This is a genomic window from Fundidesulfovibrio sp. YSD1 (assembly GCF_055397115.1).
This window is the reverse complement of sequence record NZ_AP043666.1, coordinates 645,506-671,718: the sequence shown is the minus strand read 5'-3', so window position 1 is coordinate 671,718 and position 26,213 is coordinate 645,506. Positions and strand designations below refer to the sequence as shown.

At 68.0% G+C, this 26,213-nt stretch carries 20 protein-coding genes; 15 read left to right on the top strand and 5 right to left on the bottom strand.

Annotated features, from left to right (window positions below):
* Nucleotides 1-11: 11 nt before the first annotated feature.
* The 5 genes from ACZ5V4_RS03160 to ACZ5V4_RS03140 form a co-directional block, all read right to left on the bottom strand.
* Entirely contained in the window at nucleotides 12-1,079 is a 1,068-nt protein-coding gene (locus ACZ5V4_RS03160; protein WP_464316727.1) for a phosphotransacetylase family protein, read from the bottom strand.
* A 20-nt stretch (nucleotides 1,080-1,099) separates the two neighbouring features.
* Complete coding sequence (locus ACZ5V4_RS03155; RefSeq protein WP_464316726.1) at nucleotides 1,100-3,196, bottom strand: acetate--CoA ligase family protein; 2,097 nt, start codon at nucleotides 3,194-3,196, stop codon at nucleotides 1,100-1,102.
* Nucleotides 3,197-3,626: 430 nt separating this feature from the next.
* Complete coding sequence (locus ACZ5V4_RS03150) at nucleotides 3,627-4,025, bottom strand: restriction endonuclease (RefSeq protein ID WP_464316725.1); 399 nt, start codon at nucleotides 4,023-4,025, stop codon at nucleotides 3,627-3,629.
* Between the two features lie 98 nt (nucleotides 4,026-4,123).
* Nucleotides 4,124-4,573, bottom strand: a complete 450-nt coding sequence (locus ACZ5V4_RS03145) for a hypothetical protein (RefSeq protein WP_464316724.1) — start codon at nucleotides 4,571-4,573, stop codon at nucleotides 4,124-4,126.
* A gap of 67 nt (nucleotides 4,574-4,640) precedes the next feature.
* A complete protein-coding gene (locus ACZ5V4_RS03140; RefSeq protein WP_464316723.1) occupies nucleotides 4,641-6,800 on the bottom strand; it encodes a PAS domain-containing sensor histidine kinase in 2,160 nt (719 codons plus the stop codon).
* Between the two features lie 178 nt (nucleotides 6,801-6,978).
* Between ACZ5V4_RS03140 and ACZ5V4_RS03135 the strand changes: the two genes are divergently transcribed.
* The 15 genes from ACZ5V4_RS03135 (at nucleotide 6,979) to ACZ5V4_RS03065 (ending at nucleotide 26,212) form a co-directional block, all read left to right on the top strand.
* Nucleotides 6,979-7,236: a hypothetical protein gene (locus tag ACZ5V4_RS03135; protein ID WP_464316722.1), complete on the top strand. Its 258-nt coding sequence runs from the start codon at nucleotides 6,979-6,981 to the stop codon at nucleotides 7,234-7,236.
* 676 nt (nucleotides 7,237-7,912) lie between these two features.
* Entirely contained in the window at nucleotides 7,913-10,477 is a 2,565-nt protein-coding gene (locus ACZ5V4_RS03130; RefSeq protein ID WP_464316721.1) for a tetratricopeptide repeat protein, read from the top strand.
* Between the two features lie 58 nt (nucleotides 10,478-10,535).
* Nucleotides 10,536-11,915: a TIGR03013 family XrtA/PEP-CTERM system glycosyltransferase gene (locus ACZ5V4_RS03125; protein ID WP_464316720.1), complete on the top strand. Its 1,380-nt coding sequence runs from the start codon at nucleotides 10,536-10,538 to the stop codon at nucleotides 11,913-11,915.
* 13 nt (nucleotides 11,916-11,928) lie between these two features.
* On the top strand, nucleotides 11,929-12,726 hold the full coding sequence (locus tag ACZ5V4_RS03120) for a polysaccharide biosynthesis/export family protein (protein ID WP_464316719.1): 798 nt from the start codon (nucleotides 11,929-11,931) through the stop codon (nucleotides 12,724-12,726).
* Nucleotides 12,727-12,745: 19 nt separating this feature from the next.
* Complete coding sequence (locus ACZ5V4_RS03115; RefSeq protein WP_464316718.1) at nucleotides 12,746-14,233, top strand: XrtA system polysaccharide chain length determinant; 1,488 nt, start codon at nucleotides 12,746-12,748, stop codon at nucleotides 14,231-14,233.
* 19 nt (nucleotides 14,234-14,252) lie between these two features.
* On the top strand, nucleotides 14,253-15,074 hold the full coding sequence (locus tag ACZ5V4_RS03110; protein WP_464316717.1) for an XrtA-associated tyrosine autokinase: 822 nt from the start codon (nucleotides 14,253-14,255) through the stop codon (nucleotides 15,072-15,074).
* Between the two features lie 36 nt (nucleotides 15,075-15,110).
* Entirely contained in the window at nucleotides 15,111-16,442 is a 1,332-nt protein-coding gene (locus tag ACZ5V4_RS03105; protein WP_464316716.1) for an XrtA/PEP-CTERM system-associated ATPase, read from the top strand.
* A 1-nt stretch (nucleotide 16,443) separates the two neighbouring features.
* Nucleotides 16,444-17,676 (top strand): porin family protein, encoded by a 1,233-nt coding sequence (locus tag ACZ5V4_RS03100; RefSeq protein ID WP_464316715.1) that lies wholly within the window; start codon nucleotides 16,444-16,446, stop codon nucleotides 17,674-17,676.
* An 8-nt stretch (nucleotides 17,677-17,684) separates the two neighbouring features.
* Nucleotides 17,685-18,599 carry an XrtA system polysaccharide deacetylase gene (locus tag ACZ5V4_RS03095; RefSeq protein ID WP_464316714.1) on the top strand — a complete coding sequence of 305 codons (915 nt, stop codon included), beginning with the start codon at nucleotides 17,685-17,687 and terminating at the stop codon, nucleotides 18,597-18,599.
* The gene (locus ACZ5V4_RS03090; RefSeq protein WP_464316713.1) at nucleotides 18,596-19,987 is read left to right on the top strand and encodes a phenylacetate--CoA ligase family protein; all 1,392 of its coding nucleotides are present in this window, start codon (nucleotides 18,596-18,598) and stop codon (nucleotides 19,985-19,987) included. The genes ACZ5V4_RS03095 and ACZ5V4_RS03090 overlap by 4 nt, the downstream gene beginning before the upstream one ends.
* 73 nt (nucleotides 19,988-20,060) lie before the next feature.
* A complete protein-coding gene (locus tag ACZ5V4_RS03085) occupies nucleotides 20,061-21,179 on the top strand; it encodes a glycosyltransferase family 2 protein (RefSeq protein ID WP_464316712.1) in 1,119 nt (372 codons plus the stop codon).
* Nucleotides 21,176-22,306 carry a glycosyltransferase gene (locus tag ACZ5V4_RS03080; protein ID WP_464316711.1) on the top strand — a complete coding sequence of 377 codons (1,131 nt, stop codon included), beginning with the start codon at nucleotides 21,176-21,178 and terminating at the stop codon, nucleotides 22,304-22,306. The genes ACZ5V4_RS03085 and ACZ5V4_RS03080 overlap by 4 nt, the downstream gene beginning before the upstream one ends.
* Nucleotides 22,303-23,382 carry a glycosyltransferase family 2 protein gene (locus ACZ5V4_RS03075; protein ID WP_464316710.1) on the top strand — a complete coding sequence of 360 codons (1,080 nt, stop codon included), beginning with the start codon at nucleotides 22,303-22,305 and terminating at the stop codon, nucleotides 23,380-23,382. Before ACZ5V4_RS03080 ends, ACZ5V4_RS03075 begins: the two co-directional genes overlap by 4 nt.
* Nucleotides 23,379-24,518, top strand: a complete 1,140-nt coding sequence (locus ACZ5V4_RS03070) for a glycosyltransferase (protein ID WP_464316709.1) — start codon at nucleotides 23,379-23,381, stop codon at nucleotides 24,516-24,518. Before ACZ5V4_RS03075 ends, ACZ5V4_RS03070 begins: the two co-directional genes overlap by 4 nt.
* On the top strand, nucleotides 24,515-26,212 hold the full coding sequence (locus ACZ5V4_RS03065) for a TIGR03790 family protein (RefSeq protein WP_464316708.1): 1,698 nt from the start codon (nucleotides 24,515-24,517) through the stop codon (nucleotides 26,210-26,212). The genes ACZ5V4_RS03070 and ACZ5V4_RS03065 overlap by 4 nt, the downstream gene beginning before the upstream one ends.
* Nucleotide 26,213: the final 1 nt, after the last annotated feature.

Genomic DNA, 26,213 nt, shown 5'->3' with positions numbered 1-26,213 from the left:
ATATGGGTTGGTTAGAGCCCAAGACCCTGCCTGATGGCCGCCACGTCCACGTGGGCCGCCACCAGCTGGGATGCCTGTTGCAGTTTATCGGGATCGCGCAGCTTGTGCCGCGCGAGAATCGCCTCCATGCGCCTGGCCACGGAGTAGGTGTCCTCGCGGACCACCAGGATGGGCACCTCGGCGTTCTCCGCCCTGGAGAGGATGATGTCGTTGGGGTAGAGGTTGCCGGTGAGGATCAGGCAGGCGCAGCGGCCGTCGATGGCCACGAGCTGGAGGTCCGAACGGTCCCCGCCCATGATCACGGCCGCGTTCTGGTATTTGCGGAAATGCGTGAGGAAGTTCTCCACCTGCATGGTGCCGATGAGGAAGGACTCGGCCACGGTGCCGCCCTTGTGGGCGCTGGAGATGATCTTGCCGCCCAGGCGCTCGGCCAGGGCGTTCACGGAGATGGATGCGAGCATCCTGTCGTGGGGGATGGCCCCGAAAACCTTGACCTTGCGCTTGTTCAGGAAGGGGATCAGCAGCGACTTGACCTCTTCCTGGTAGTGCCCGGGCACGGCCGTGAGCACCACGCCCAGCATGCGCTCGCCCAGCCGGTCCTTGATGGCCAGGATGGCGTCGTGGTTCATGCCTTCGGTCAGGCGGTCCACGATGACGACGGGCATGTCCAGGGCGGCGGACACGGCCGCTCCGTTTATGCAGGCGTAGAGCCCCGTGTGCAAAAACGCGCCCGAGCCTCCGGCGATGGTCAGGCTCTTGCCCTTGGAGACCTTGGCGTAGGCGGCCGTGATCTCGGGGAGGCGGTCCTGGCAGGCGCCCTGGGCCAGGGCCTTCTGGCGGAAGTCCTGGGTGACGAGCACGGGGGTGGCCAGGGCGGGGGGGAGGTCCTGGCCGAGCGCCGCGCTCACGGCCATGGCGTCCAGGTCGCCCCAGGCGTCGCCGAAGCGGGCGGCCTGGGCCCCCACGGGCTTGAAGTAGCCCACCTGGAGGCCGTCGCGCCTGAGCTTGAGCCCAAGCCCCGCGCAGAGGGCGTTCTTGCCCGAGTAGGGCGCGGTGGAACCGATGTAGAGGCCAGGCATGTTCGTACCCATTCCCTCGGCTAACGCGGTAGGAGCATCAGGCGCGCGTCGGCCACGACGGCACGTTCGTTGTTCACGAGCACGGGGCCGAGTTCGGCCTCGAAAATCTCAGGGAAGTCCATCGCCAGTTGGGAGAGGCGAATGGCGATGTCTTCGAGTGCTTCAATGTTCGCGGGCGGCTCTCCCCTCATGCCCTTGAGGAGCATGTAGGAGTCCACCTCCCGGATGAGCTGGCGGGCGTCATGCACGGATACTGGAGCCAGCCGATACGAGATGTCCTTGAGCACGTCAACATAAATCCCGCTCAGTGCGAACTTGAGCAGCGGCCCGAAGTGGTCGTCGCGCCGAAACCCCATGACCACTTCCTTCATCCCGGGCGGGGCCTGCTGCTGGATGATGCAGCCCGTGACGTGGGCGTCGGGCCGCGTGACCGCGATGTGCCCGGTGATCTCCAGGAAGGCCCCGCGCAACTGCGAGGCGGAAGCGATGCCCACGGCCACGCCCCCGGCGTCGGCCTTGTGGGCGATCTGGGGCGAGGCGATCTTGCAGACCACGGGGTAGCCCAGGGTGTCGGCGGCGGCCAGGGCCTCGTCGGAGGTGCGCGCCAGGATGGAGCGGGCCGAGGGGATGTCGTAGGCCTTGAGGATCTCCTGGGCGGCCTCGTCCGGGATCTCGGTCAGGCCCTGGGAGCGGGCGTCCTTGATGAGGCGCCGGACCACGTCCTTGCGGCCTTCCACGCTGGCCATCACCGGCGACGGCCGCGACTTGCGCACCGCGTGGCGGTACATGGCCTCCAGGCTCTTCACGGCCTGCTCCGGGAAGCGGTAGCAGGGCATGCCCGCCTCGGTAAGCGTGCGCACACCGGCCTCGATGCGGTCCTTGCCCATGAAGCAGCACAGCACCGGCTTCACCGAACCCTTGGCCGCGCGGATCACGGCCTTGGCCATGGCCTCCGGATCGGTGAAGGCCGTGGGCGCGATGAGCACGAGCAGGCTGTCCACCTGCTGGTCCTCCAGGACCACGGAGATGGAGCGCTCCAGGCGCTCGCCGTCGGCGTCGGCCAGGATGTCCACGGGGTTGTACACCCCGGCCGTGGCCGGGAGGCTCGACTTCAGGGTGTCCACGGTCTGGGCGGAAAGGGGGGGCATGGCCAGAAGCGACTTTTCGGCCGCGTCGGCCGCGAGCACGGCCGGGCCGCCCGCGTTGGTGACGATGGCCAGGCGCGGGCCCCGGGGCAGGGGCTGGGTGGAGAGCGCAAGGGCCAGGTCGAACATTTCGGAGACGGTCCGGGCGCGCAGGATGCCGGTCTGACGGAAGGCGGCCTCGTAGGCCTGCTCGGAGCCCACCATGGCCCCGGTGTGCGAGGACGCGGCCTTGGCCCCGGCCGCCGTGACGCCGCCTTTCAGGATGATCACGGGCTTCTCGCGCGTGATCTTGCGGGCCATGCGCAAAAAGGCCTCGCCGTGCTCCACGTTCTCCACGTAGCCGAGCACCACCTTCGTCTCGGGGTCCTGGGCCAGGGCGTAGAGCATGTGCGTCTCGTCCACCACGGCCTTGTTGCCCAGGCTTACGAACTTGGAGAAGCCGATGGATTCGCCGATGGCCCAGTCCAGGATGGCCGAGCACAGCGCGCCGGACTGGGAGAAGAAGGCGATGTTGCCCTTGCGGGGGAACCCCGGGGCGAAGGAGGCGTTCACGCCGTCGGAGGTGGAGAGCACGCCCAGGCAGTTGGGGCCGATGAGGGCGATGTCATTGTGGCGGCAGATCCGGGCCACCTCCCCCTCGATCTTCCAGCCTTCGCGGCCGGTCTCGCGGTACCCGGCGGAGACGATCACGGCCGAGCGCAGGCGGTGCTCCACGAGCGCCTTGAGGGCGGGGACCACGGCGTCGCGCGGCACGGCCAGCACGGCCAGGTCGAGGGGGGCGGGCAGGGAGGCGATGTCCTTCACGGCGGGGATGCCGAGGATGGAATCCGCCATGGGGTTCACGGGGTAGAGATCGCCCTTGAAGCCTGCCTCGATCATGTTCTTGAGTATGGTGTATCCGATCTTGCCGGGTGACCTGGACGCGCCGACAACGGCCACTGATTTCGGGCTGAAAAGCGCGTCAAGGTGCATGGTTACTCCAAGGCGGCCCCGTCCGGGCGGCGGCGGCCGACATTGGCGCGAACCCGTGGAAATGATGCCGGCATCCAGCTTCCGGGCGCGCGCGGTTCGGGCTTCTTTACAACTTTCGTTCCAAAGGCAAACTTCAATGAAATGCGAAAGTTACATTTTCATGGCGTGTCCGGTACCCCGGATTGCCCACCGCCGTCCGGAAAAACGGACCGGGGCGGCGGCCGGAGTTGTCCGGATGTCCGGACACGCAAGGACGACCTTCTTGAAGCATATGCCTTATGGGGTCGATGGAGTCAATGAAACTGCCGAAAGGCGCGATTGGCGGGGCGAACGGCCGCTGGCGGTCCCTGAAGCGTCGCAGGGGGCGGGCAAGGGGGCGGGGGAGGGGCGATTCGGAGAAAAAAACCGACGATGAGGACGGGGGAGGGGCTTAGCCCGCGCCCTGGCTCGCTGTCTTGCCCAGGGTCAGCCCGGGCAGGGTCAGGGGGGTGCGCTGGGCCTTTTTCTTGCGGCGCTCGAAGATCTCCGGGCGCGAGCCCAGGCGGTAGCGCCACAGCGGGCAGGGCTCGAAGGGCTGCCTGCAGGAGGGGGTGGCCGCGCAGGCGCGCACCTGGTCGCGCTTGCCGCAGCAGCAGGCCAGGCACTGGCGCCTGATGGCCCGCACCGGGGGGCGGGAGGCCTCGGGGGCGTGGCCCATGCGATAGGCGTGCAGGGGGCAGTCCGCCTGGGAGCACTCCGAAACCAGCAGGTAGGAGCCGCCCATGCAGGCGACGCAGAACTTGCGAATGGCTTCGGCTGCGGAAATCTTGCGCGCTGGCGCGGCGTTCATCGGGACCTGCCTTGTTTGGTGTCGCTCCCGGGGGGCGGGCTTGGCCCCGGCCGGTTCCAGCCCCCTTGTCCTTTCCCGGGGCAAAACGCAAGAGCCCGTCATTTGGCCCGAAACGCCGTCACCTCGTCGGATTCCGGCTTTTTCACATAGATTTCCGGGAGTTCGTAGGGCTTGTGGTCGATGTAGAGGCGCTCGGTGTACTCGCGGCGGTCGTTGTAGTCCAGAAGCCTCGTGGAGCCGTCCATGCAGCGGCACTCGGCCTCGAAGCCGTCGCCCACCAGCGAGGGGATGATGCGTCCTTCCAGCACCAGGCAGGGCCTGGGGCCGAAGTTGAGCAGCTGGGTGAAGGCCCTGGCCTCGGGGCTGCCGTGGTCGAAATCCCACTGCCTGCGCTGCTGGACGATGTACTGCACCACGTCGGGCACGTTGTCGTCCAGGTCGCGGTTGAGTTCGGGGGTGGCGTTGTCGGGCCTGCTCTGGGCCAGCGCGCCGGGAGCGCACGGGGCCAGGAGCGCCGCAGCGGCCAAAAGGGAGAGTAAAAGACGCATGGGGCCTCCGCGAAGGTGCTGCCCGGACACATGCATCAAGGCCGCCCCGCTGTCCAGGGCGCGTCCGTTATTCGGCGGCCTGGTTCTGGAGCACGAGGGGCAGGCGCACGGTGAAGCGCGAGCCTTTTCCGGGCTGCGAGTCCACCTCGATCTCGCCCTTGTGGTTGTTGGTGACGATGAAATAGGAGACCGAAAGCCCGAGCCCCGTGCCCTCGCCCGGGGGCTTGGTGCTGTAGAAGGGCTCGAAGACCCTGCGCCTGATCTCCTCGACCATGCCCGGGCCGTTGTCCTCCACCTCCACCACGGCCTTGCCCGCCTCCAGCCGCGTGCGCAGCACGATCCTGGGCGGGTCGGGCCTGTCGCCCCGGGCGGCCATGGCCTGGGCCGCGTTGCGCAAGAGGTTCATGAACACCTGCTCGATCTGGGTGGGCGTGCAGGCCGCCGGGGGCAGGGCCGGGTCGTACTCCCTGACGATGTCGATCCTGCGGAAGTCGTACTGCTTCTTGAGGTCGTAGTCGGTGGAGCAGAGCTCCACGGTGCGGTCCAGCAGGGAGTTCAGGTCCGAGGGCGCGCGCGAGGAGTCGCTCTTGCGGCTGAACTCCAGCATGCTGGCCACGATGCGCGCCGCCCTGACGGCCGAGGCGCGCACCTCGCGCATGAGCGCCGTTATCTCGCGCTTGTCCATGTAGGCGCGCAGGCTCTCCAGGCTGCACCCGGCGTCGGCCGCCGCCGAGAGGTTGGCCGGGGAGTCCGCCTCCACGCGCATGAGCATCACCTGCGTGCCCTGGATGATCCCCCCCAGGGGGTTGTTGATCTCGTGGGCCATGCCCGCGGCCAGGCCGCCCACGCTCATCATCTTCTCTGTCTGGATCATCACCTCCTCGATCCTGGTGCGTTCGGTCACGTCGTCGAGCACCACCACCGTGCCCTTGGACCCGGCGGATTCAAGGGGGTAGAGGTTCATGCTCATAAGGCGCGTCCCGGAGCCCGAGCTCAGGGGGAGCTTGTCGAAGTGCGACGCCGCGCGCGAGCGCATGGCCGCCGCGAGGTCCTCCGGGGGAACCGGCAGGCTGGGCAGGATGGAGCGAAGGGGCTCGCCCAGGGCCTGCTCGAAGGTCCGGCCGCTGAGCATCTGCGCGCAGCGGTTGAAGTGCGTGACCCGGCCGTTCTCGTCCAGGCCGATGACGGCGGAGAACATGGAGTCCAGGATGGCGTTGGTCAGGGCGTGGGCCTCTTCCAGTTCGGCCTCCATGGCCTTGCGCGCGGAGATGTCCGTGATGATGCCCACGAGGCCTTCCTCCCCGCCGCCCACGTCCGAGAGCCTGGTCCCGGCCAGGTGCCCCCAGAACTCCGTCCCTCCGGCCCTCAGGTAGCGCCGCTCCGCGCTTACGCTGTCGATCTCGCCGGAGAGCAGGGCGCGCATCCTCGCGGCCCCGCCCTCGCGCTGCTCGGGATGGACCAACTCGACGTAGGGCTTGCCCGTGAGCTCCTCCCCCGGCAGGCCGAACATCCCGGACATGCGCTTGTTGGCCAGGAGGATCACGCCCCTTCTGTCCACGAGGAAGATGGCCGAGGGCGACGTGTCGAAAATGGCCCTGATGCGCCCCTCGTGCCTGCGCAGCGCCTCCTCGGCGCTCTTGCGCGCGGAGACGTCGCGCACGGCCACGAGGACGCGCTCCCTGCCGCCCACGCGGGCCAGGCTGGTGGAGAGCTCTGTCCAGAAGAGCCCGCCCGCGCTGTTCCTCGAGAGCCATTCGGCGCTCTGGGGCTCTCCGCTCCGGGCGCGCGCGAGCAGCGCGGCGGCGTCCCGGCGGGTGTAGGGGGGCACGCCGGCGCTCAGTTCCTCCATGTCCTTTCCGGCCATCTCCTCGCGGGAATGGCCGAACATCTCGCAGGCCCGGCGGTTCACGTCCACGATGGCCCCGCTGGCCGCGTCGTGCACGAAGATGGCGTCGCCCACGGAATCGAAGATGGAACGGAAGCGGGCCTCGCTCTCCTCCAGGGCGGCCATCTGGCGCCTGTCCTTGCCTTCCTGGCGCTTGAGCTCGAGCCCGAGGAGCACGGCCGTGACGCAGATGAAGAACCAGCCCTTGGTGGTCTGGACCCATTTGAGCGCCGCTGGCGAATGCGAGAACAGCGCCTCGGCAGCCTGGTCCGAGAACAGGATCCAGAGCACGCCCGCGAGCGCGTAGAGCAGGGCGATACGGGTTGACTTGGCGATGTTCATCTCACTTCTCTGTTATCGCCGCTGATATATGCAATGGAAGCGTTTTACAACCTTCCCCGCCCGTTCGGGCGCAAAGGGCGTCGACGCCGGGCGGGAGACTCGCGGGCGGGAAAATTTCCTTGATATAAAATCGTCTATCATTTATGTGTTATCTGCATATATTGTGCTGGGAGGATGTATGATCGCGCAACGAGACTTGCAATGGGTTTCAAAACTCGCCCCCGTGGCGCAACTGCTCGAGATGCTGGGAGGCCTGGACCAGCCCTCGGTGAGGTCCGGCGAAGTGTTCCAGGCCATGGCCCGCGACGTCTGGGAGGCATACTGGTACCTGAGCGCCCGCATGAACGACGAACTGGTCGGCCTTGCGCAGGACGCGCGGGGGGACGAATATTTCGAAGCCGTGGAACGGCGCGCCCGCAAGGCGGTGGACTGGTGACGCGCGGGCCTGCCCGGCCCGGCAGGAGGCAGGCAGCGTGCTGACGCGCCAAGGCGGCCCGGAACCTCCATGACCCGCTTCCCGGGCACGAAAACCTGCCGTTCGCCGCCTCGCCGTGGCGAAGGCTCCCGTTCGCTCCGCTTTACGTCTTGCCCTCGCCGCAAGCGGAACCATCGCGGATGGAACTCCCGCCCGTTCCGCGCTTCGTTCGGCCCGGCGCACGAGCCGGACCCGGCCTTCCCCTTCCGTGCAGGCATGGCCGGGACCGTTTTGCCGGGCATGGCGTCCGATTTATTCGGACTCGGCTTTCGAGAGGGTTTTCCTACCTCGACAAGAGTAGATTGTACGCTGGTCGACATTTCCGGCGTACGTCCGCGTCTCGTTTCATGAGGGTTTCCCCCACCCGGATTTGCTCACTTTTTCGGCAGGACCGCTTTCGAGTCCCGGGAGGTGCGGTTTTTGGACCCGAGTCTTGAAAAACAAGACTGTCTTGGAATTCCGGACTAAAAAAACACCTTCGAAAAGTCGGGAAAATTCCCTAAATATTTTAATAACGCCTTGTAATAACTATCTTGTTTTCAACATCCCCTGTTGGCATGATCTTAGCTTTCTGGGGGGAGGCTCGCTGTCCGTTTTGCTGTATCCGCACCAACCCCAAGAACCAAGGATGCACCGGATGATCTTCAGATTCGTTAGCGCGGCCGTTCTCGTCATCGGATTGATCGCCTGCGGCGGCCAGTCCCGCGATCAGATGATGCAGCAGGGGCAGGAGCTCGAAAAACAAGGCAACCAGAAAGGCGCCATCGTCGTCTACAAGAATCTTCTCGAAAAGTATCCCGGCGACGTCCCGGCCACCCTGGCCCTGGTTTCGGCCTACATCGACACCGGAAAGGCCGACCTGGCCGACGCCGAACTCGTGAAGGCCCTCCCCAAGCTCTCCGACAGCATCGAAGCAAAGGTGCTCTCCGCCAAGGTGGCCAACTCCCTGGGCAAGCCCGAGCGCGCCCTGGAAACCCTGGCCCCCCTGCTGGGCGCCCCCAACCCCCCGGGCGAGGCCTTCGAACAGGCCGGAAACGCCCTGCTGCTGCAGCAGAAGTTCCCCGAGGCCCAGAAGGCCTACGAGAAGGCCGTCGGCATTTCCGGCAACCTCCTGAAAGCCCGCCTGGGCCTGGCCGAGAGCCTCCTGCAGCTCAAGGAGCCCGCCAAGGCCCGCGAGCAGGTGGACACCGTGCTGGCAGCCGCCCCCCAGGACCGCGCCGCACTGTACATGCTCTTGCAGATGCAGATGCTGGCCGACGACGAGGAAGGCGTGCTCTCCACCTACGGACGCATCGCCAAGGCCAACCCCTCCGACCTCAAGGCCCGCTACTCCGAGGCGTTCATCCGCCTGGGCAAGAAGCAGGACAAGCAGTTCGCCCAGTCCGTGGCCCAGAGCATCCTGAGCCAGTACCCCGCTTCCCCCGAGGGCATGAAGCTCCAGGGCCTGTTGAGCCTTGCGGACAAGGACTATCAGAAGGCCCTGGAATACTTCCTGAAAGCCCAGACCAAGCGCCAGGACCTGGACACCAGCGCCTTCCTGGCCCAGACCTACGTCGGGCTCGGCAACCTCGAGACGGCCGTGAGCCACATCCAGGCCGCCCTGTCCCAGAATCCGAACCTGCTGGGACTCAGGCGCATGCTGGCCACCATCTACCTGCGCCAGAACCGCCTGGACGAGGCCCTGGCCGAGGCCCGCAAGAGCTTCGACACCGCCCCCGACGACGTGGCCGGGCAGCGGCTTCTGGCCGAGACCCTGATGGCCAGCCGCGACTACGAGAAGGGCCTGGAGATCTTCTCCATGATGGCCGACAAGGAAGTGCAGCAGCCCCTGGTCTACAGCAAGCAGGGCATGCTCCTGGCCATGAAGGGCGACGCCGCCGGGGCCGAGGAGGCCTTCCGCAAGGGCGTGGAGATGGGCGGCCAGCAGCTCGAGCCCCGCATCTACCTCGCCTCCTACCTGATGGGCAAAAACCGCATCGACGAGGCGGTGGAGATCCTCGGGGCCGGCCCGGCCCAGGGGCCGCAGAGGGCGCTGTCGCTCAACGCCATGGCCAAGATGCGCCTGATGCAGAGAAAGCTCCCCGAGTCCGTCGAGCTCCTCGAGCAGGCCAAGGCCGCCGACCCCACCCTGATGCTCACCTATTACAACCTCGCGTCCATCGACATGGCCTCGGGCAAGGTGGACAAGGCCGCCGCCGACTTCGAGGCCGCCCTGGCCGTCAACCCGAACGACGCACGGGCGCTCATGGGGGCGGCCGGAGGCTACGAGGCCCTCGGCGACATGGCCAAGGCCCAGGGCTATTTCGAGCGCGCGGCCAAAGCCGACCCCGCCCGCGCCGCCCTGACGCTGGCAGGCTTCTACGTGCGCCGCTCGGACAACGCCAAGGCCATGCTGGTGGTGGACGACCTCATCGCCAAGCAGCCCAAGGACATCCCCGCCTGGCTGTTCAAGAGCCGCCTGCACGCCATGGCCAAGGAGCAGGACAAGGTCCTGGCCGCGCTCTCCAGCGTGGAGACCATCGACCAGCGCACCGGCCTCCTGGAGAAGGCCAAGTACCACCTCTCCGTCAACGAGCCCGCCCAGGCCGTGGAGATCGCCACCCGCGTCAGGGACTTGAAGCCCGGCTCGGCGGCCTACGCCATGCCCCTGGCCGAGGTGCAGTCCCTGACGGGCGACCTGGACGCCGCCCGGGCCACGTTGCGCGCGGCGCTCAAGGAAGAACCGGACAGCATCCAGGCGCTCTCCACCCTGGGCCAGTTCGAGGCCCGCAAGGGCAACACGGCCGAGGCCCTGGCCCTGGTGGACACGGCCATGGAAAAGGGCATGGCCCCCGGGGCCGGCCGCGCGCTCAAGGGCACCATCCTCCTGCAGAAGGGCGACGCCAAGGCGGCGGCGGGCGAGTACGAACTGGCCCTCAAGGCCAACGACCGCCAGGCCCTGGCCCTCAACAACCTGGCCATGATCTACGCCGACGACGAGGCCAACAAGGGAAAGGCGCTCGAACTGGCCGTGCGCGCCTTCTCCGTGGAGCCCAACAACCCCTCGGTGATGGACACCCTGGGATACGCCCTTCTCAAGAACGGGCGCGGCAAGGACGCCGTCACCCTGCTTGAAAAGGCCGACAAGCTCATGCCCGGCAACCAGAGCGTGAAGCAGCACCTCGCGATGGCCCGCGAGGCCGCCGGGGCGGAAAAGCAGTAGCGGACCGGAACACTCAATCTCCTGAAGGGCGCCAGGGAACGGCGTCCGGGGAGGGGCGATGAACATACCTCACGAACACGATCACGACGCCGGAAAACGAACGCTCAAGCAATGCGCGGTGGACATCATCGTCGCGCTGACCGCTCTGCAGCTGACGTTCATGCTGTCGCAGGCGGGGCTCAAGGGCTTCGAATCCATGGTCTTCCAACCGGGCAAGACCGTGCACTTCCTCGTCATCGCCGCTTTCCCGTCGATCCTGGTGGGGATGATCCTGGCCTACGCGGCCAAGAGCCGCAGCATGCTCATCCACCTGGCCAAGACGGGCCTGTCCATCCTGGTCTCCTACGTGCTGTTTTTGGCGCTGGACGAGACGCGCATGCCCAACCGCATGGGCGAGTCCGAGATCGTCTGGGGCCTGGCGCTGTTCGCGTCCCTGAGCCTCGGGTTCGAGCTCCTGCGCGCCGTGGGCGCCAGGGCCGCCGGGGCCAGGAAGGTGCTGCTGGTGGGCAACGGCGCGCTGGCCAGCCAGATGGCGGCGCTGATCCTCGACAACGACGACCGTTTCGAGCTGGTGGGCAGGATCGAGTACCCCATGCAGTCGCGCGACGCCAAGTCCGACGACGCCACGGAAGTCTTCGAGACGGCCAAGCGCCTGGGAGCGAGCCAGGTGGTCATCTCGCTCACGGAGAGGCGCGGCGTGTTCCCCCTTCAGGAAATGCTCAACTGCAAGCTCTCGGGCATCGAGGTGCTGGACTCCCCGGCCATGTTCGAGCGCATCACGGGCAAGCTCCTCATCGAGAACATCACCCCGAGCTGGTTCATCTTCTGCCACGGCTTCAAGGTGACGCCCCTGTTGCGGGCCTGCAAGCGCGCGGTGGACGTGGCCCTGTCGCTCTTCGGCCTGACCGTGTTCGCCCCGTTCGGGCTCCTGGTGGCCCTTGCCATCAGGATGGACTCTCCCGGCCCGGTGTTCTTCAGGCAGGTGCGCGTGGGCGAGGGCGACAGGAACTTCGAGCTCATCAAGTTCCGCTCCATGCGCCAGGACGCCGAGAAGGGCACGGGCGCGGTGTGGGCCAGCAAGAACGACGCGCGCGTCACCAGGCTCGGCCGCTTCCTCAGGCGTACGCGCATCGACGAGATCCCCCAGCTGATCAACGTGCTGCGCGGCGAGATGAGCCTGGTGGGCCCCAGGCCCGAGCGCCCCGAGTTCGTGCGCACGCTCAGCGAGCGCATCCCCTATTACTCCGAGCGCCACTTCGTGAAGCCCGGCGTCTCGGGCTGGGCCCAGGTGCGCTACCCTTACGGAGCGTCGGTGGAGGACGCGGTGGAGAAGCTCCGCTACGACCTGTACTACATCAAGAACATATCCATCCTGCTCGACCTGAAGATCATCCTGAAAACCATTTCGGTGATGCTCCGTTGCCAGGGCAGCCGTTAAGAGGGAGGCGAACGTGAAGACACTGCTTTCGGTCCTGTTGGCTCTGTTCGTGGCGGTCCCGGCCTTCTCGGCCGACTACGCCATCGTGGTGGGGGACAAACTGGCCGTCTCGGTCCTGGGCGAGCAGGACCTGAGCCAGTCCGTGTGGGTCAGGCCCGACGGCAAGGTCACCATGCCGCACATCGGCGAGATCCAGGCCGCGGGGCTCACGCCCACCCAGTTCGCGGACAAGATCGCGGCCGGGCTCAAGTCCATCGTGCGCAAGCCCGTGGTCACGGTGACGGTGCTCGAGGGCCAGAACGACAAGGTCTACGTGATCGGCGGGGGCGTGCGGCCCTCGGTGTTCGAGCTGGCCAGGCACAAGACGCTGCTCCAGGTGCTGGCCTCCATCGACGACCTGTCCGTGGCCGACCTGTCCGAGGGCACCCTGGTGCGCGAGAACAGCCAGGTGATGAAGGGCTTCAAGGAACTCTACGAGGACGGCGACATCAGCCGCAACCAGGACCTGCACGCCGGGGACGTGATCATCCTGCCCGTGCTCAAGGACCGCTACATCTACGTGTCCGGGGCCGTGAACAGCCCGCGCACGCTGCCCTACCGCGAAGGCATGACCATCCTGGACGCCCTCATGGAGGCAGGCGGCTTCAACCGCTTCGCCAGCAAGAACGACACGCGCATCGTGCGCCGCAACGGCGACAGGGAAGAGATCATCAAGGTCAAGGGCAAGAGCCTGATCGAGAAGGGCGACTCCAGCCAGAACGTCCTTCTGCGCCGGGGCGACATGGTCATCGTGGAGGAAGGGTTCTTCTAGAACCCTCGGGGAGGTCCAAGTGTCCGAGTTCTTCCAGCAGTATGATCAGTTCGTGAAGATGATCGTGGCCAGGAAACGCCTGTTCCTGGCCGTGGCCATGCTGGTCATGGCCATCGGAGTGGTCACGGCGTACGTGCTGCCGAAAAAGTACGAGGCCCAGAGCACGGTGTTCATCGAGCAGAACGTCATCACGGACCTAGTCAAGGGCATCGCCGTGACCCCGTCCGTGGATTCGAAGCTCAAGATGCTCACCGTGTCCCTGCTCAGCCGTTCCATGCTCATGAAAACCCTTTCGGCCCTGGACAAGGACCTCGCCCTGCAAAACGACAGGGACATGGAAGAGTACCTGAGCGACCTGATCAAGCGCATCTCCATCACCTACCAGGAGCGCCAGGGCGTGTTCAGGATCACCATGCGCGACAGCGATCCGGCCTTCGCCCGCGACTTCGTGAACACCCTGACGCGCAAGTACATCGACGAGAACACCTCGTCCAAGCGCGTGGAGTCCCTGGAAGCCACCAAGTTCCTGGGCGGCCAGATCGAGAGCTTCAAGCGCCGCATCGACGCGGCCGACGACGCCATCAACAAGTTCAAGAGCGAGAAGGGCTTCATGCTGGCCACCGACGAGGGGTTCCTGCGCGGCGAGATCATCAACGCCGAGAAGCGCCTCGAGGAACTGGCCATCAAGCGCAAGGAACTGGAAGCCAAGCAGCGTATCCTGGCCGAGCGCGGCCCCGAGCCCGGCAGGCTCGCCGAGGCCGAGGCGCGCCTGGCAGAGCTGCGCGGGCGCTACACCGACGAGAACCCCAAGGTCGCGGCGGCCAGGGCCGAGGTGGCCAGGATGCGCACGGGCGGGGTGGATGGCTCCAAGCGCAACGCGGCCAGGGTCAAGGAAGGCGTGGACCTCATCCAGGTGGAGCTCGACGCGTACAAGGAGATGGAGGCCAAGCAGCAGCGGGCCATCGAGGACAGCAAGGCCATGCTGCGCGAGATCCCCAACGTGCGCTCCACCCTGGCGGAACTGATGCGCAAGAAGGAGGACGAGAGCGTCATCTACACGCAGCTCGTCGCCAGGTACGGCCAGTCCGAGGTGTCCAAGCAGATGGAGCTCCAGGACAAGGCCGTGGCCTTCCGCATCCTGGACCCGGCCGTGATGCCCATCGCGCCCATCAGCCCCAACCGGATGCTCATCATCATCGGCTCGATCTTCGGCGGGTTCGGCGTGGCCTTCGGCGTGGTCTGGCTCATGGACATGATCTCGGGCGGGCTGAAGAGTCCGTCGGCGCTCAAGGAGCTGGACATCCCGGTCTTCGCCGTGATTCCGCACGTGCCCGACGTGGAGCAGGACAACACCAAGCGCAGGAAGGACCGCATCTTCATGGGCTTCGCAGCCTGCTACGTCCTGGTGATCCTCACGGTGGCCGTATGGGACAACCTCCAGCTCCAGGAGAACGCCCTGCGGGCCAAGTCGGCGATTTCCCACAAAATATCCCAGGTAATGAAGTAAGCACACCGCGAGGACACGCATGAGCAGAATCGAGAACGCCCTGAACAAGGCCGTGGGCGCGCAAGCCCCGGCCCCCGCCCCGCGCAAGGCCTCGGTGCCGCCGCCGTCCGCCGGAGCCGACGAGGTCGCGGCCAGCAACCTCAAGGAGCACATGCTCCAGATGGCCGCCGCCCCCAAGTCCCAGGTGTCCGAGGAATACCGGAAGCTCAAGGAGGCGTTCATCAGGGCCGCCAGCCGCGAGGGCTTCGACAACGTGGTCCTGGTGACGAGCGCCAACCCCAAGGAAGGCAAGTCCGTCACCACGCTCAACCTGGCCATCAGCCTGGCCCAGGAGTTCGACTACACCGTGCTGGTGGTGGACGCTGACCTGCGCGCCCCGGTCTGCCACAAGTACCTGGGCATCGACGCCGGGCCGGGCCTTTCGGACTGCCTGGAGGGCAGGGCGACCTGCGGGGAGGTGCTGGTGAAGACCGGCGTCGGCAGGCTGGTGCTCATGCCCGCCGGAAAGCCCGTGGCCAACCCCGCGGAGCTCCTGGCCTCCAACAAGATGCGCCAGCTCCTTCAGGAGCTCAAGCACCGCTATCCCGACCGCTTCATCCTCATCGACTCGCCCCCGGCCAAGCTCTTCGCCGAGACCAGGGCCCTGGCGGCAGTGGCCGACGCCACCATTCTCGTGGTACGCGAAGGAGTCTCCTCCGTGGAGGACGTCTCCGAGACCGTGGGCGTGCTCGACCACAAGGTCATGGGCATCGTCTACAACGACGCGGGCGAGGCGCCTTTCCGCAAGGCGGCGCATTACTATCAGTACGCCTATTCCCAGCCCGAGGGGGCCGGGCAGTAACTGGCGGCCTTTTCGCCCTCAACGACGGAGAGAACAGTGTACGAATCCTTCTTCGGTCTGGACCACAAGCCTTTCGAACTGATTCCGAATCCGTCGTTTCTGTACATGAGCATGGCCCATCGCAAGGCCATCAACTACCTGACCTACGGCATCCGGCAGCAGAGCGGCTTCATCCTGCTCACGGGGGAGGTCGGCACCGGCAAGACCACGCTGATCCGCAGCCTGATCAAGAGCCAGCTCTCCGACGTGACGCTCTCGAAGATCTTCAACACCAAGGTCTGTTCGCAGCAGCTCATCGAGATGATCCTCGACGACTTCGGCGTGCACCCCACGGGCAAGGACAAGCCCACCCTGCTGCGCGAGCTCAACGATTTCCTCATCTCCCAGTACGCCATGGGCCGCCAGTGCGTGCTCATCCTGGACGAGGCCCAGAACCTGACCCACGAGCTTCTCGAAGAGGTGCGCATGCTCTCCAACCTGGAGAACGACCACCAGAAGCTCCTGCGGATCATCCTCGTGGGCCAGCCGGAGCTCAAGGATCTGCTGGCCTCGCCTTCGCTCATGCAGTTGCGCCAGCGCATCCAGGTGAGCTGCCACATCTCGCCCCTGCCCGCAGAGGAGATCGCCGACTACGTGCTCTACCGCCTGGAGTCGGCGGGCAACCGCGAGGCCGCGCAGTTCGACCCGGGGGCATTCGAGGCCGTCCACGCCTACACGCGCGGCGTGCCCAGGCTCATCAACATCCTCTGCGACTACCTGCTGCTGGACGCCTTCGCCAGCGAGACGCGCCACATCACCGAGTCGGCCGTCCACGAGGTGGCGGCGGACCTCAATTTCGACAACCAGTACTGGAACCCCCCGGCCCAGGAGCCCGACGAGGACGACGACGTGGCCCCGGCCAGGCACGAAACCGGCCGCCAGTCCACGCACGTGGCGGGCCACGCCGCCGGGCGGGCCACGTCCAAGATCACGTCGCTTCTGAAGAACCTGAACAACAGGCTGAAGACCATCGAGGAAACCCTTCCCCGGCTGGAGAACTCCCGGGTGGACTCCGTCCGCCAGGCCGCCGCCGCGGAGCAGGGCGCGCTGCACGACCAGCTGGCGCAATTCCAGGAAACCCTCCAGGGCCGCTTCAACGAGATGTGGTCGGCCATGGAGCAGCTCTCCGGAGAGGTCCACGGACTCAAGGTGCGCCTGGAGGAGGACATGCCCCAGGCCGCGCCGCCCGGCGAGGACGCCCTGGCCGAAGAGGCCACCCTCGCGGAGGAGGCCGCCCCGGAGCCTTCGAGCATCGCGCAGGCAGAGGCCGAACCGTCCCCCAAAAGCGGCGGAAGCTGGATGAAACGGCTGATCTTCAGGATGTCGTAAAGTGAAAAATCTCTATTGCCATCTTCTTCTGGCCGTTTTCGTGGGCTCGCTCATCATGCCTCCGGGCGTAAACGGAGTGACCACCGACTACAACATCACGGTGGGAGTGGGCGAAGAGTACAACGACAACGTCAACGAGGTCGCCAACAAGAACAAGAAGCCGGACTGGAACACAACGGTGTCGGCCAGCGGCGGCGTCACCGTGGACGCCGGGCGCATCTGGGCCAACGGCAGCGTGGACGGCTCCTACAACTTCTACGCCCTGGGCAACCGGACCGACGAGTTCAAGGGCGGGGCCAAGGCCAAGGTCTCCGTGATCCTGATGCAGGACTTCCTCTTCCTCGAGGGAGAGGAAAACTACCGCCAAGTCTACCGCAGTCTGACCAGGGGCGAGACCAACCCCACGGACTCCACCCGCGACATGGTGAACCAGAACAACATCACCGCGCGAATCTACATGACCCCGAGGCTGGGCGAGCGCACCACGTTCAGGGTGGGTGTGGAGTACGGCACGGTGATCTACAACACGGCCGGGGAAACCAACCGGCAGACGTACATGCTCTTCGCCGAGTCCGCCTACGAGCTCACCCCCACCCTGCGGCTGACCATGGACCTCCAGGCCCAGCACCTGGACAACGGGAACTACTGGACCCAGAGCTACGTGCCCAACGCGGGCATCATCTGGAACTACTCCCCCAACGGCTACCTGATCTTCAGGGCGGGCCCCAGGTTCACGCGCTACGACAACGGCACCACGGCGGTGAACCCGTACGGCAACGGCACCCTGTCCTACACTATCGGCAGGACCAACTTCTCCGCCAACCTGACCTCCGAATACACCGACAACCCCTCCACCAGGTACCCCACGCTCAAGTCCACGGCCGGGGCGTCGGTGGGCTTCCAGTTCGACCGCGGCTCGGTGCAGGCCAGGGCCTCCTACTCCTACCTGAGCGGCGAGGACACCCTGAACACCCAGCAGGTTTCCCTGGGCCTTTCCGGCAGCTACGAGCTGACCCCGCGCCTGTCCGCCCGGGCCGGGCTCTCGCGCGAGTCGAGCCTGGACAGCGGCTTCGGCGACGCCCGCTGGTACATCGACGGCAGCCTTTCCTACGACATCGGGCGCAACTTCTCCGTGGAGGGCTACTACAAATGGAAGCTCTCCAACATCACCCGTGGCACGGGCGATTCCTACCAGGTGAACATCGTCGGGCTGAGGCTCAGGAAGACGTTCTAGAGGCGAGCATGCCAAACGACCACGGCCCCATCCACAACGCCCTGACCGTGGACGTGGAGGACTACTTCCACGTCCAGGCGTTCGCCCAGGGCGTCTCCCCGGCGGACTGGGACGGCTTCGAGTCGCGCACGGAGGCCAACACCGGCCGCCTGCTGGAGCTCTTCGCCGGGCTCGGCGTCAAGGCGACCTTCTTCGTGCTGGGCTGGGAGGCCGAGCGCCGCCCGGGCATGGTCCGGCGCATCGCCGGGGAGGGCCACGAGGTTGCCTGCCACGGCTACGCACATCAGCTGGTCTACAAAAACGGCCCCGAAGCCTTCCGCGAGGACGTCCGGCGCGCCAAGGCCCTCATCGAGGACATCACGGGCTCCCGGGTGGCGGGCTACCGCGCGCCCAGCTACTCCATCACGGCCAAGAGCCTCTGGGCCCTGGACATCCTGGCCGAGGAGGGCTTCACCTACGACTCCAGCATCGTCCCGGCCCGCCACGACATCTACGGCCTGCCCGGCGCGCCGCGCTTCCCCTACGCGGCGGCCACGGCGGCCGGGCCCCTGGTCGAATTTCCGCCCAGCACCATGCGCGTGGGCACGGGCGGGGTGAAGGCCACCGTGCCCGTGGGCGGGGGCGGCTACCTGCGCCTCTACCCCTCGGCCCTGACCCACTGGGGGCTTAATCGCATCAACTCGCGCGAGCGCCAGCCGTTCTGCGTCTACGTCCACCCCTGGGAGGTGGACCCGGCCCAGCCGCGCATGCGCGGCCCGCTGCGCTCGCGCTTCAGGCATTACGTGAACCTTGGGCGCACCGCGGGACGGCTGGCGGACCTCATCGCCCGCTACCGCTTCCGCCCCATGGGCCAGGTGCTGGCGGGCCTGGGCGGGCTGCCCCTGCTCCACGCCCGGAGCGGCGGGCTGCGGGGGGCCGCATGAGCCAGGCCGCCGCCGTCTCCGGAACCCCGGACCTCTTCTCCTTCGTCTCGCGCGGCGTCATCGCGCCCCTGTGGGCCGCGCGGGAGAAGACCCCGTACCTCAAGCACCTCAAGGGCCTGGTCGATTCCCCGTACCGTCCGCTCTCCGAGGTGCGCCGGGACCAGCTCGAGAGGCTGCGCGCGATCCTCGATCACGCGGCGGCCAAAAGCCCCTTCCACCGCGAGCGCCTGCGCGCCTGCGGCTTCGAGCCGGGCGCCCTCGAGAGCCTGGACGACCTGGCCGGGCTGCCCCTGACGACCAAGGACGACATCCGCGAGCGCCGCCAGGACATGCTGGCCGAAGGGGTCGACCCCGCCTCGCTCGTGACCATGACCACCTCGGGCTCCACCGGGGTGTCGCTCACGCTGCACATGGACGAGGACAGCAGGCAGTGGAAGCGCGCCTGCGCCATCCGCCACGACATGTGGACCGGCTGGCGGCTGGGCGAGCGCGTGGGCGCGGCCTGGGGCAACCCCGAGGCCGCCAAGCACTGGCGGCTGTGGCTGCGAAACGCGCTTCTGATCCGGCACATCCCCCTGGACACCCTGCGCATGGACGAGGCGGCCATGACGCGCTTCCACGCGGAACTCATCCGCCTGAAGCCCACGCTGCTCTTCGGCCACGCGCACTCGCTCTACCTCTTCGCCCGCTTCGCCCGCGAGCGCGGCCTGGCGCCGTTCAAGCCCAAGGGCGTGGTCAGCACGGCCATGGTCCTGCACGATTTCGAGCGCGCCGTGATCGAGGAGGTCTTCCAGGCCCGGGTGTTCAACCGCTACGGCTGCGAGGAGGCGAGCCTCATCGCCAGCGAATGCGAGGCCCACGAAGGCCTGCACGTCAACTGCGACACCCTGGTGGTGGAGGTGGTGGACGCTTACGGCAAGCCGGTTCCCGCCGGGACCCCCGGGGCGGTGGTGGTCACGGACCTGACCAACAGGGCCATGCCGCTCATCCGCTACAAGGTGGGCGACGTGGCCACGTTCAAGGCCCCGGCGTGCTCCTGCGGGCGCTCCTACCCCCTGCTGGGCTCGCTGGAAGGGCGCATCGCGGACTACGTTCGCACGGCCTCGGGCGAGTACATCTCGGGCATCTCGCTCACCGAGAACTTCGCCATGAAGCTCAACGGGGTCAAACAGCTCCAGATCGTCCAGGAGCGCATCGACCTGCTGCGCTTCCGCATCGTCCCGGAAGAGGGCGGGGCCGCCCCGGACGTGGAGGGGCTCGGGGCCCTGGTGCGCGAACGCTTCGGGGACAGCATGGGCTTCGCGGTGGAGGAGGTCGGCTCCATCCAGTCCGAGCGGTCAGGCAAATACAGGTTCTGCATCTCAATGCTCGACGCAGCGCCCTTCTAGGTGTCGTATGAATACCCTGGCCTTTGCCGTCTGCATTCCTTTCCTCGTCTACGCCTGCCTCGGGTCGTTCAACATGATTTTGCTCGCCGTGCTGCACCTCGTGCGCTGGCCGGGCCTGCCGCGCTACGGCCAGGGCAGGGCGGACATGCGCTTCGCCGTGGTCGTCCCCGCCCATGACGAGGAGCAGTGCATCGAGGAGACGCTCGCGGCCACCCTGGCCCTGGACTATCCGGCCGGGAACTTCCAGGCCGTGGTGGTGGCCGACAACTGCTCCGACGCCACGGCGGACAAGGCCAGGAAGGCCGGGGCGCGCGTCATCGAACGCAAGGACCCCGCGCGCCGGGGCAAGGGCTACGCCCTGCGCCACGCCTTCGACATCCTCCTGGCCGAACCCTTCGACGCGGTGGTGGTCATCGACGCGGACACCAGGCCCGCCCCGAACCTGCTCAAGGCCTTCGCCGCGGCGCTCGGCTCGGGCGTCAGGGCCGCGCAGTGCCGCTACGGAGCGGACAACGCCGAGGCCTCGCCGCTCTCCTGGCTCCTGGTCTTGGGCAACGTGCTGGAGAACGACCTGCGCCACGAGCCCCGGGCCAGGCTCGGGCTGCCGACCATCCTGCGCGGCAACGGCATGTGCTTTTCCGCCACGGTGCTGCGCGAGAACCCCTGGCAGGCCTTTTCCATCACGGAGGACACCGAGTACGGCCTGGCGCTCCTGGAGAACGGCGTCCGCGTGGCCTACCTGGCGGACACGCAGGTGACCACGCGCCTGCCCGAGACCTTCGAGCAGCTGCGCATCCAGCGCGCCAGGTGGGCCGCCGGGAACGCCGACCTGGCCAGGGCCCGCGTGCCGCGCCTCTTCGCCTCGGCGTTTGCCAGGCGCGACTGGCTCCTGGCCGACGCGGCGTGGTCGCTCATGACCGCGAGCCTGCCGCAGCTTTTGCTCTGCGCGCTTGCCCCGGCCCTGGCCGGGCTCGCGATCACCGGCGGGCTGGCGCTCACGGCCTGGGGCGCGGCGGCCCTTGCCGCGCAGGGCTGCGTGCTGGCCCTGGGCGCGGCCTCCATGGGCGGCCGTGGCGGGGCGCTGCGCTCCCTCAGGGCGCTCCCGGGCGTGTTCTGGTGCCTCACGGCCAGCCTCGTGGCCGCTCGCCTGAACCGCAGCGCCAGAACCTGGGCGAGGACGAAGCGGTCATGAACAAACCCCTGGTCGTGGCCCACTGCATCGCCACCAATTTCTTCGGCGGCCCCGAGCGTCAGATACTCACGCACCTGAAGCGCGTGCGCGAGCTTGGGGTCAGCCCCCTGGTGATCTCCTTCACCGAGACCGGCAAGGACAACGAGACCCTGGCCCTGGCCGAGGAAGCCGGGCTGGACACCGCCCGCCTGGACGGCGACCGCGCCTTCGACCCGCGCAACGTGCTGGCCCTGCGCGACATCCTGAGAAACCGTGGAGTCGGCCTGCTTGTCAGCCACGGCTACAAGGCCAACGTGCTGGGCCGCCTGGCGTGCTGGCTGACGGGCGTGCCTAAGCTGGCGGTGTCGCGGGGCTGGACGGGCGAGTGCGCCAAGGTGCGCTTCTACGAAAAGCTCGACCGGCTTTTTCTGCGCTTCGCCGACCAGGTGGTGGCCGTGTCCCACGGGCAGCGCGAGAAGATCGTGCGCGCCGGGGTGGCGGCGGGCAAGGTCGAGGTGATCCACAACGCCATCAACCTGGGCGACGTGCCCGGAGCGGACCCGGACATGCCCGAGCGCGCCCGCCTGGGCATCCCCCGGGACGCCCTGCTCGTGGGCACGGCCGGGCGGCTTTCGCCGGAAAAGAACCATCTGGGCATGATCCGGGCGGCGGCCGAGGTGCTCGAAAGCCGCCCCGACACGCACTTCGTGGTCTGGGGCGAGGGCTTTTTGCGTGAAAGCCTGGAGCGCGAGATCGAAAGGCTCGGGCTCACGGGGCGCTTCCACCTGCCCGGGTTCAGCAGGCAGGTCCGCAGGCACTTTCACGAGCTGGACGTGTTCGTGCTGCCCTCGCACACCGAAGGGCTCTCGAACGTGATCCTGGAGGCCTTCGCCTGCGCCAGGCCCGTGGTGGCCACGGCCGTGGGCGGCAACCCCGAGGTGGTGGAGGACGGCGTCAGCGGCGTGCTCACTCCGGCCGGGGACGACCGGGCCCTGGCCCGGGCCATCCTCAAGCTGGCCGCCTCGCCCGGGCTGCGCGAGGCCATGGGTCGGGCGGGGCTCGCGCGTGTGGCCGGGCAGTTCGACTTCGGCGCCCAGACCGAGCGCTACGCCAAGCTCTACCGCGAGCTGGCCGGGAGGGCCGCGTGAACCCCCAGGCCGCCATCGCCGAGGCTTCGCCCGAAGCGCGCCCCGGCTCGGAGCTGCCTTTCATCACCGTGGTCATGCCCGTGCGCAACGAGGCCCGGTTCATCGGCTCCACCCTGCGCCAGCTCCTGGAGCAGGACTACCCGGCCGAGCGCTTCGAGGTCATCGTGGCCGACGGGCAGTCCGACGACGCCACGGCAAGGATCGTGAACGACGTTTCCCGCGCGCACCCCAACGTGCGCCTGGTGGAGAACCCGCTGAGGCGCTCCAGCGCCGGGCGCAACCTGGGCTTCCGGCTCGGGCGCGGGGACGTGTTCCTGGTGGTGGACGGCCACTGCCTGATCCCCGGGCGCGACCACCTGCGCCAGGTGGCGGCCTGCCTGTCCGAGAGCGGGGCGGACTGCCTGGGCAGGCCCCAGCACCTGGACCCGCCGGACATCACCGGCACGCAACGCTCCATCGCCCTGGCCCGGGCCTCCTGGCTGGGGCACGGCGGCGGCTCGCTCATCTACGGCGGGTTCGAGGGTTTCGCCAGCCCCGTGAGCAACGGCGCGGCCTACACCCGCCGGGTCTTCGAGCGCGTGGGCTACGTGGACGAGTCCTTCGACGCCTGCGAGGACGTGGAGTTCAACTGGCGCGTGGAGCGGGGCGGCTTCGCCAGCTACACGAGCCCCAGGCTCATGGTGAAGTACTACCCCCGCGAGAGCCTTTCCGGACTGTGGCGACAGATGGTGCGCTACGGGCGCGGGCGCGTGCGCCTTGCGCGCAAGCACCCGGCCAGCTTCGGGCTGTCCACCGCCGTGCCCGCCTGCGTGTTCGCCTTCTTCGCGCTCTACGCGCTGGCCTTTGCCGTTTGGGCGCTCTCGGCCGGGGCGGCGTTCGGCGCCATCCTCGGCGTGCTGTCGGTTCCGGCGGCGCTCTACGCGCTGGCCGTGCTGGGGGAGTCGGCCAGGATCGCCGCGCGCCACGGGACGGCGCACATGGCCCGCCTGCCCCTGGTCTTCGCGGCCGTGCACCTGGGCCTGGGCGCGGGCATGTGGCTGGAGCTCTTCGCGCGGTCCTCCAGGAGGCGGCCATGAAGAGGGTGCGCGTGGCGTTTCTTATCGACACCATCGAGTCGCCCTCGGCCGGTTCCGAGCGCCAGCTGCTCATGCTGCTGGAGGGGCTGGACCGCGCGCGCTTCGAGCCCACGCTGTGCGTGCTCAGGGGCTCGGACTGGATCGAGCGCGAGTTCAGGCTCTGCCCGGTGCGCGAGCTCGGCGTGGCCTCCTTCAAGAGCCTGCGGAGCCTGTCCGTCGTGCTCCGTTTCGGGGCCTGGCTTCGCCGCGAGAGGGTGGACGTGCTCCAGGTGCACTTCCGCGATTCCTCCATCGCCGGGGTGGCGGCCTCGCTCCTGGCCCCGCGCACGGCCGTGGCCGCCGGGCGCAAGAGCCAGGGCTACTGGATGCGCCCGGGGGACATGCTGCTGACCAGGATTCTCAATCTCGGCGTGGACGTTTTCGTGGCCAACTCCCGCGACACGGCCGGCTGGGTGGAGCGCATGGAGAAGGTCCCGGCGGGGAAGATCCGCGTGATCCACAACGGCATCGACCTTCCCGAAAGCGCCCCGGACGGCGCGGCCCGCGCCCGGGCCCGCGCGGCCCTCGGCGTCCTGGGGGACGCGCCCGTGGTCGGGATCGTGGCCAACCTGCGCCCGGTGAAGCGCGTGGACGTGTTCGTGCGGGCGGCGGCGCTGGTGCGCGCCGAACGCCCGGACGCCGTGTTCGTGGTCGTGGGCGACGGCCCCGGGCGCGCGGATGTCGAGGCGCTGGGCGCGGAGCTCGGCCTGGGCGGAGCTTTGCGCCTTCTGGGGCGCAGGCTGGACGTGCCCGAACTGCTGCCCGGGTTCGACGTGGGCGTGCTCACGTCGGATTCAGAGAGCTTTTCCAACGCGCTCCTGGAGTGCATGGCCGCCGGGCTGCCCGTCGTGTCCACCGACGTGGGCGGGTGTCGCGAGGCCCTGGGCGAAAGCCTGGCCGGGATCGTGGTCGAGCCCGGCAGGCCCGGCGACGTGGCCCGGGGCGTGCTTGAGCTCCTGGGCGACCCCGGGCGCATGGCCTGGGCCAGGAAAAACCACCCGGAGCGCGTGCGCGAGGCCTTCTCCCGCCAGGCCTACGTGAGGGCCTACGAGAACCTCTACGGCCAGTTGGCCGGCGGCGGGAGGGCGCACGCATGAAGACCTTCCGCACCGTTCTCCTCGCGGCCCTGGCGTCCTTGCTGGCCGCGTTGGCGTGCCTGGCGGCGGAAGCGCCGCAGCCGCAGGGCGTCTTCGCCGAGGCCACGGCCGAGGGGCGCGACGGCTCGGTGGTGCTGCGCTGGAAGCTGGACGAGGCCAAGGCTGGCGCGGCCGGGGTCAAGGGCGTCGGCGTCTACTCCATCACCGCTGGCGACGAGGCCGGGTTCAACGTCAAATCGCTCAAGCTGGTCAAGGATTGCGGCAAGGCCACGCAGTTCGCCGTGGACGGCCTGGAAAACGGGACCGTGCGCAATTTCCTGCTCAAGCCCTACGGCGACAGGGGCGAGATCGAGGCCAGCCAGGTGCTGCCGGGCCTGCCGGGCGCTCCCGCCAAGGGCGCGCCCAGGGCCGTGCGCAACGTCTACGCCGCGTCCGGGGCGGACGCGGTGGCCGTGTTCTGGGAGCGCTCGCCCGAGGCCCCGGTGCAGGGTTACGAGATCGCCAGAAAGGCCGAGGGCGAGCCCGAATTCAAGGTGCTGGGGCGCGTCTCCAAGATCGTCGGAGTGAACCACCCCACGGGCGGCAGCTCCGGCAGGATCCACCTCCCGGCGCTCAGGCCCTGCTTCTACCGCGACGCCACGGTCACTCCGGGCGTGGCCTACTCCTACCGGGTCCGCGCCGTGGACGCCAAGGGCGAGATGGGCCCCGAGGCCGTGAGCAAACCCCTGGCCACGAGGCCCGCCCGCTCGCCCGAGCCCTCCGAGGTGCTGCTCCTGGCCGTTGACGGCGACGACGCCTCCCTGGCCGTGGCCAAGCACTACGCCGAGAAGCGCAAGGTGCCCCAGGAGAACATCCTGAAGCTCAGGCTGCCCAAAGCGGCCCACCTCTTCCGCTGCGAGGAGCACGCGGCCCGGCCCGTGCGCGAACACCTGCTGTCCAGGGGGCTTGCCGGGAAGATCAAGGTGATCGTCCCCTGCTTCGGCATGCCCCTGGGCGACGGCTGGCGCGCGGTGGACTCCATCCTCACCGATCCCTTCGGCTACTACTCCTGGGGCCGGATCATGGGCACGGACAACCCGCTCTTCACCAGGGACGCCCATTTCGAGGGCACGTACGGGCTCTATCTCGTCACCCGCCTGGACGGGCCGGACGCGAAGACGGCCATGTCCCTGGTGGACAAGGCCCTGGCCGCCGAGGCCTCCGTGACCGCCGCGTCCGGCGCGGCGGCCTTCGCGGACGACGACTTCGGGCGCAGGGCCGCCGAGGCCGCGCGGCGCGCCGGGGTCAAGGCCGGGACGCAGCCAGCCGAGGCCTTCAAGACCCTCGGCCTGGACGATTCGGTCATGTGGCTGTTCGCCTCCGGGACCGGGCTGCGCAAGCTCAGGGACACGCCCTGGCCCACGGGCTCGGTTGCGGCGTTCCTCAAGTCGGACTCGCTGGTGGAGGTCCGCGAGGCCAAGCCGCGCAGCTGGGTGCACGGCCTGCTGGCGGACGGCGTCACGGCGACCTTCGGGGCCGTGGTGGAGCCCTACGTCCAGGGGTTCACGCGCGGCGACGTGTTGTTCGCGCGCTTCTGGACCGGGGAGTACTGCTTCGCCGAGGCCTACCTGATGGCCACGCCCACGGTGCGCTGGGCCATGTCGGCCGTGGGCGACCCCCTGTACAAGATCGGCAAACCCAAAAAGACGGACTGAA

Excerpts from the sequence above, each read along its gene's own strand:
- ACZ5V4_RS03160 (WP_464316727.1), bottom strand. The coding sequence starts at position 1,079 with ATGCCTGGCCTCTACATCGGTTCCACCGCGCCCTACTCGGGCAAGAAC.
- ACZ5V4_RS03155 (WP_464316726.1), bottom strand. The coding sequence starts at position 3,196 with ATGCACCTTGACGCGCTTTTCAGCCCGAAATCAGTGGCCGTTGTCGGC.
- ACZ5V4_RS03150 (WP_464316725.1), bottom strand. The coding sequence starts at position 4,025 with ATGAACGCCGCGCCAGCGCGCAAGATTTCCGCAGCCGAAGCCATTCGC.
- ACZ5V4_RS03145 (WP_464316724.1), bottom strand. The coding sequence starts at position 4,573 with ATGCGTCTTTTACTCTCCCTTTTGGCCGCTGCGGCGCTCCTGGCCCCG.
- ACZ5V4_RS03140 (WP_464316723.1), bottom strand. The coding sequence starts at position 6,800 with ATGAACATCGCCAAGTCAACCCGTATCGCCCTGCTCTACGCGCTCGCG.
- ACZ5V4_RS03135 (WP_464316722.1), top strand. The coding sequence starts at position 6,979 with ATGATCGCGCAACGAGACTTGCAATGGGTTTCAAAACTCGCCCCCGTG.
- ACZ5V4_RS03130 (WP_464316721.1), top strand. The coding sequence starts at position 7,913 with ATGATCTTCAGATTCGTTAGCGCGGCCGTTCTCGTCATCGGATTGATC.
- ACZ5V4_RS03125 (WP_464316720.1), top strand. The coding sequence starts at position 10,536 with ATGAACATACCTCACGAACACGATCACGACGCCGGAAAACGAACGCTC.
- ACZ5V4_RS03110 (WP_464316717.1), top strand. The coding sequence starts at position 14,253 with ATGAGCAGAATCGAGAACGCCCTGAACAAGGCCGTGGGCGCGCAAGCC.
- ACZ5V4_RS03095 (WP_464316714.1), top strand. The coding sequence starts at position 17,685 with ATGCCAAACGACCACGGCCCCATCCACAACGCCCTGACCGTGGACGTG.
- ACZ5V4_RS03090 (WP_464316713.1), top strand. The coding sequence starts at position 18,596 with ATGAGCCAGGCCGCCGCCGTCTCCGGAACCCCGGACCTCTTCTCCTTC.
- ACZ5V4_RS03085 (WP_464316712.1), top strand. The coding sequence starts at position 20,061 with ATGATTTTGCTCGCCGTGCTGCACCTCGTGCGCTGGCCGGGCCTGCCG.
- ACZ5V4_RS03080 (WP_464316711.1), top strand. The coding sequence starts at position 21,176 with ATGAACAAACCCCTGGTCGTGGCCCACTGCATCGCCACCAATTTCTTC.
- ACZ5V4_RS03070 (WP_464316709.1), top strand. The coding sequence starts at position 23,379 with ATGAAGAGGGTGCGCGTGGCGTTTCTTATCGACACCATCGAGTCGCCC.
- ACZ5V4_RS03065 (WP_464316708.1), top strand. The coding sequence starts at position 24,515 with ATGAAGACCTTCCGCACCGTTCTCCTCGCGGCCCTGGCGTCCTTGCTG.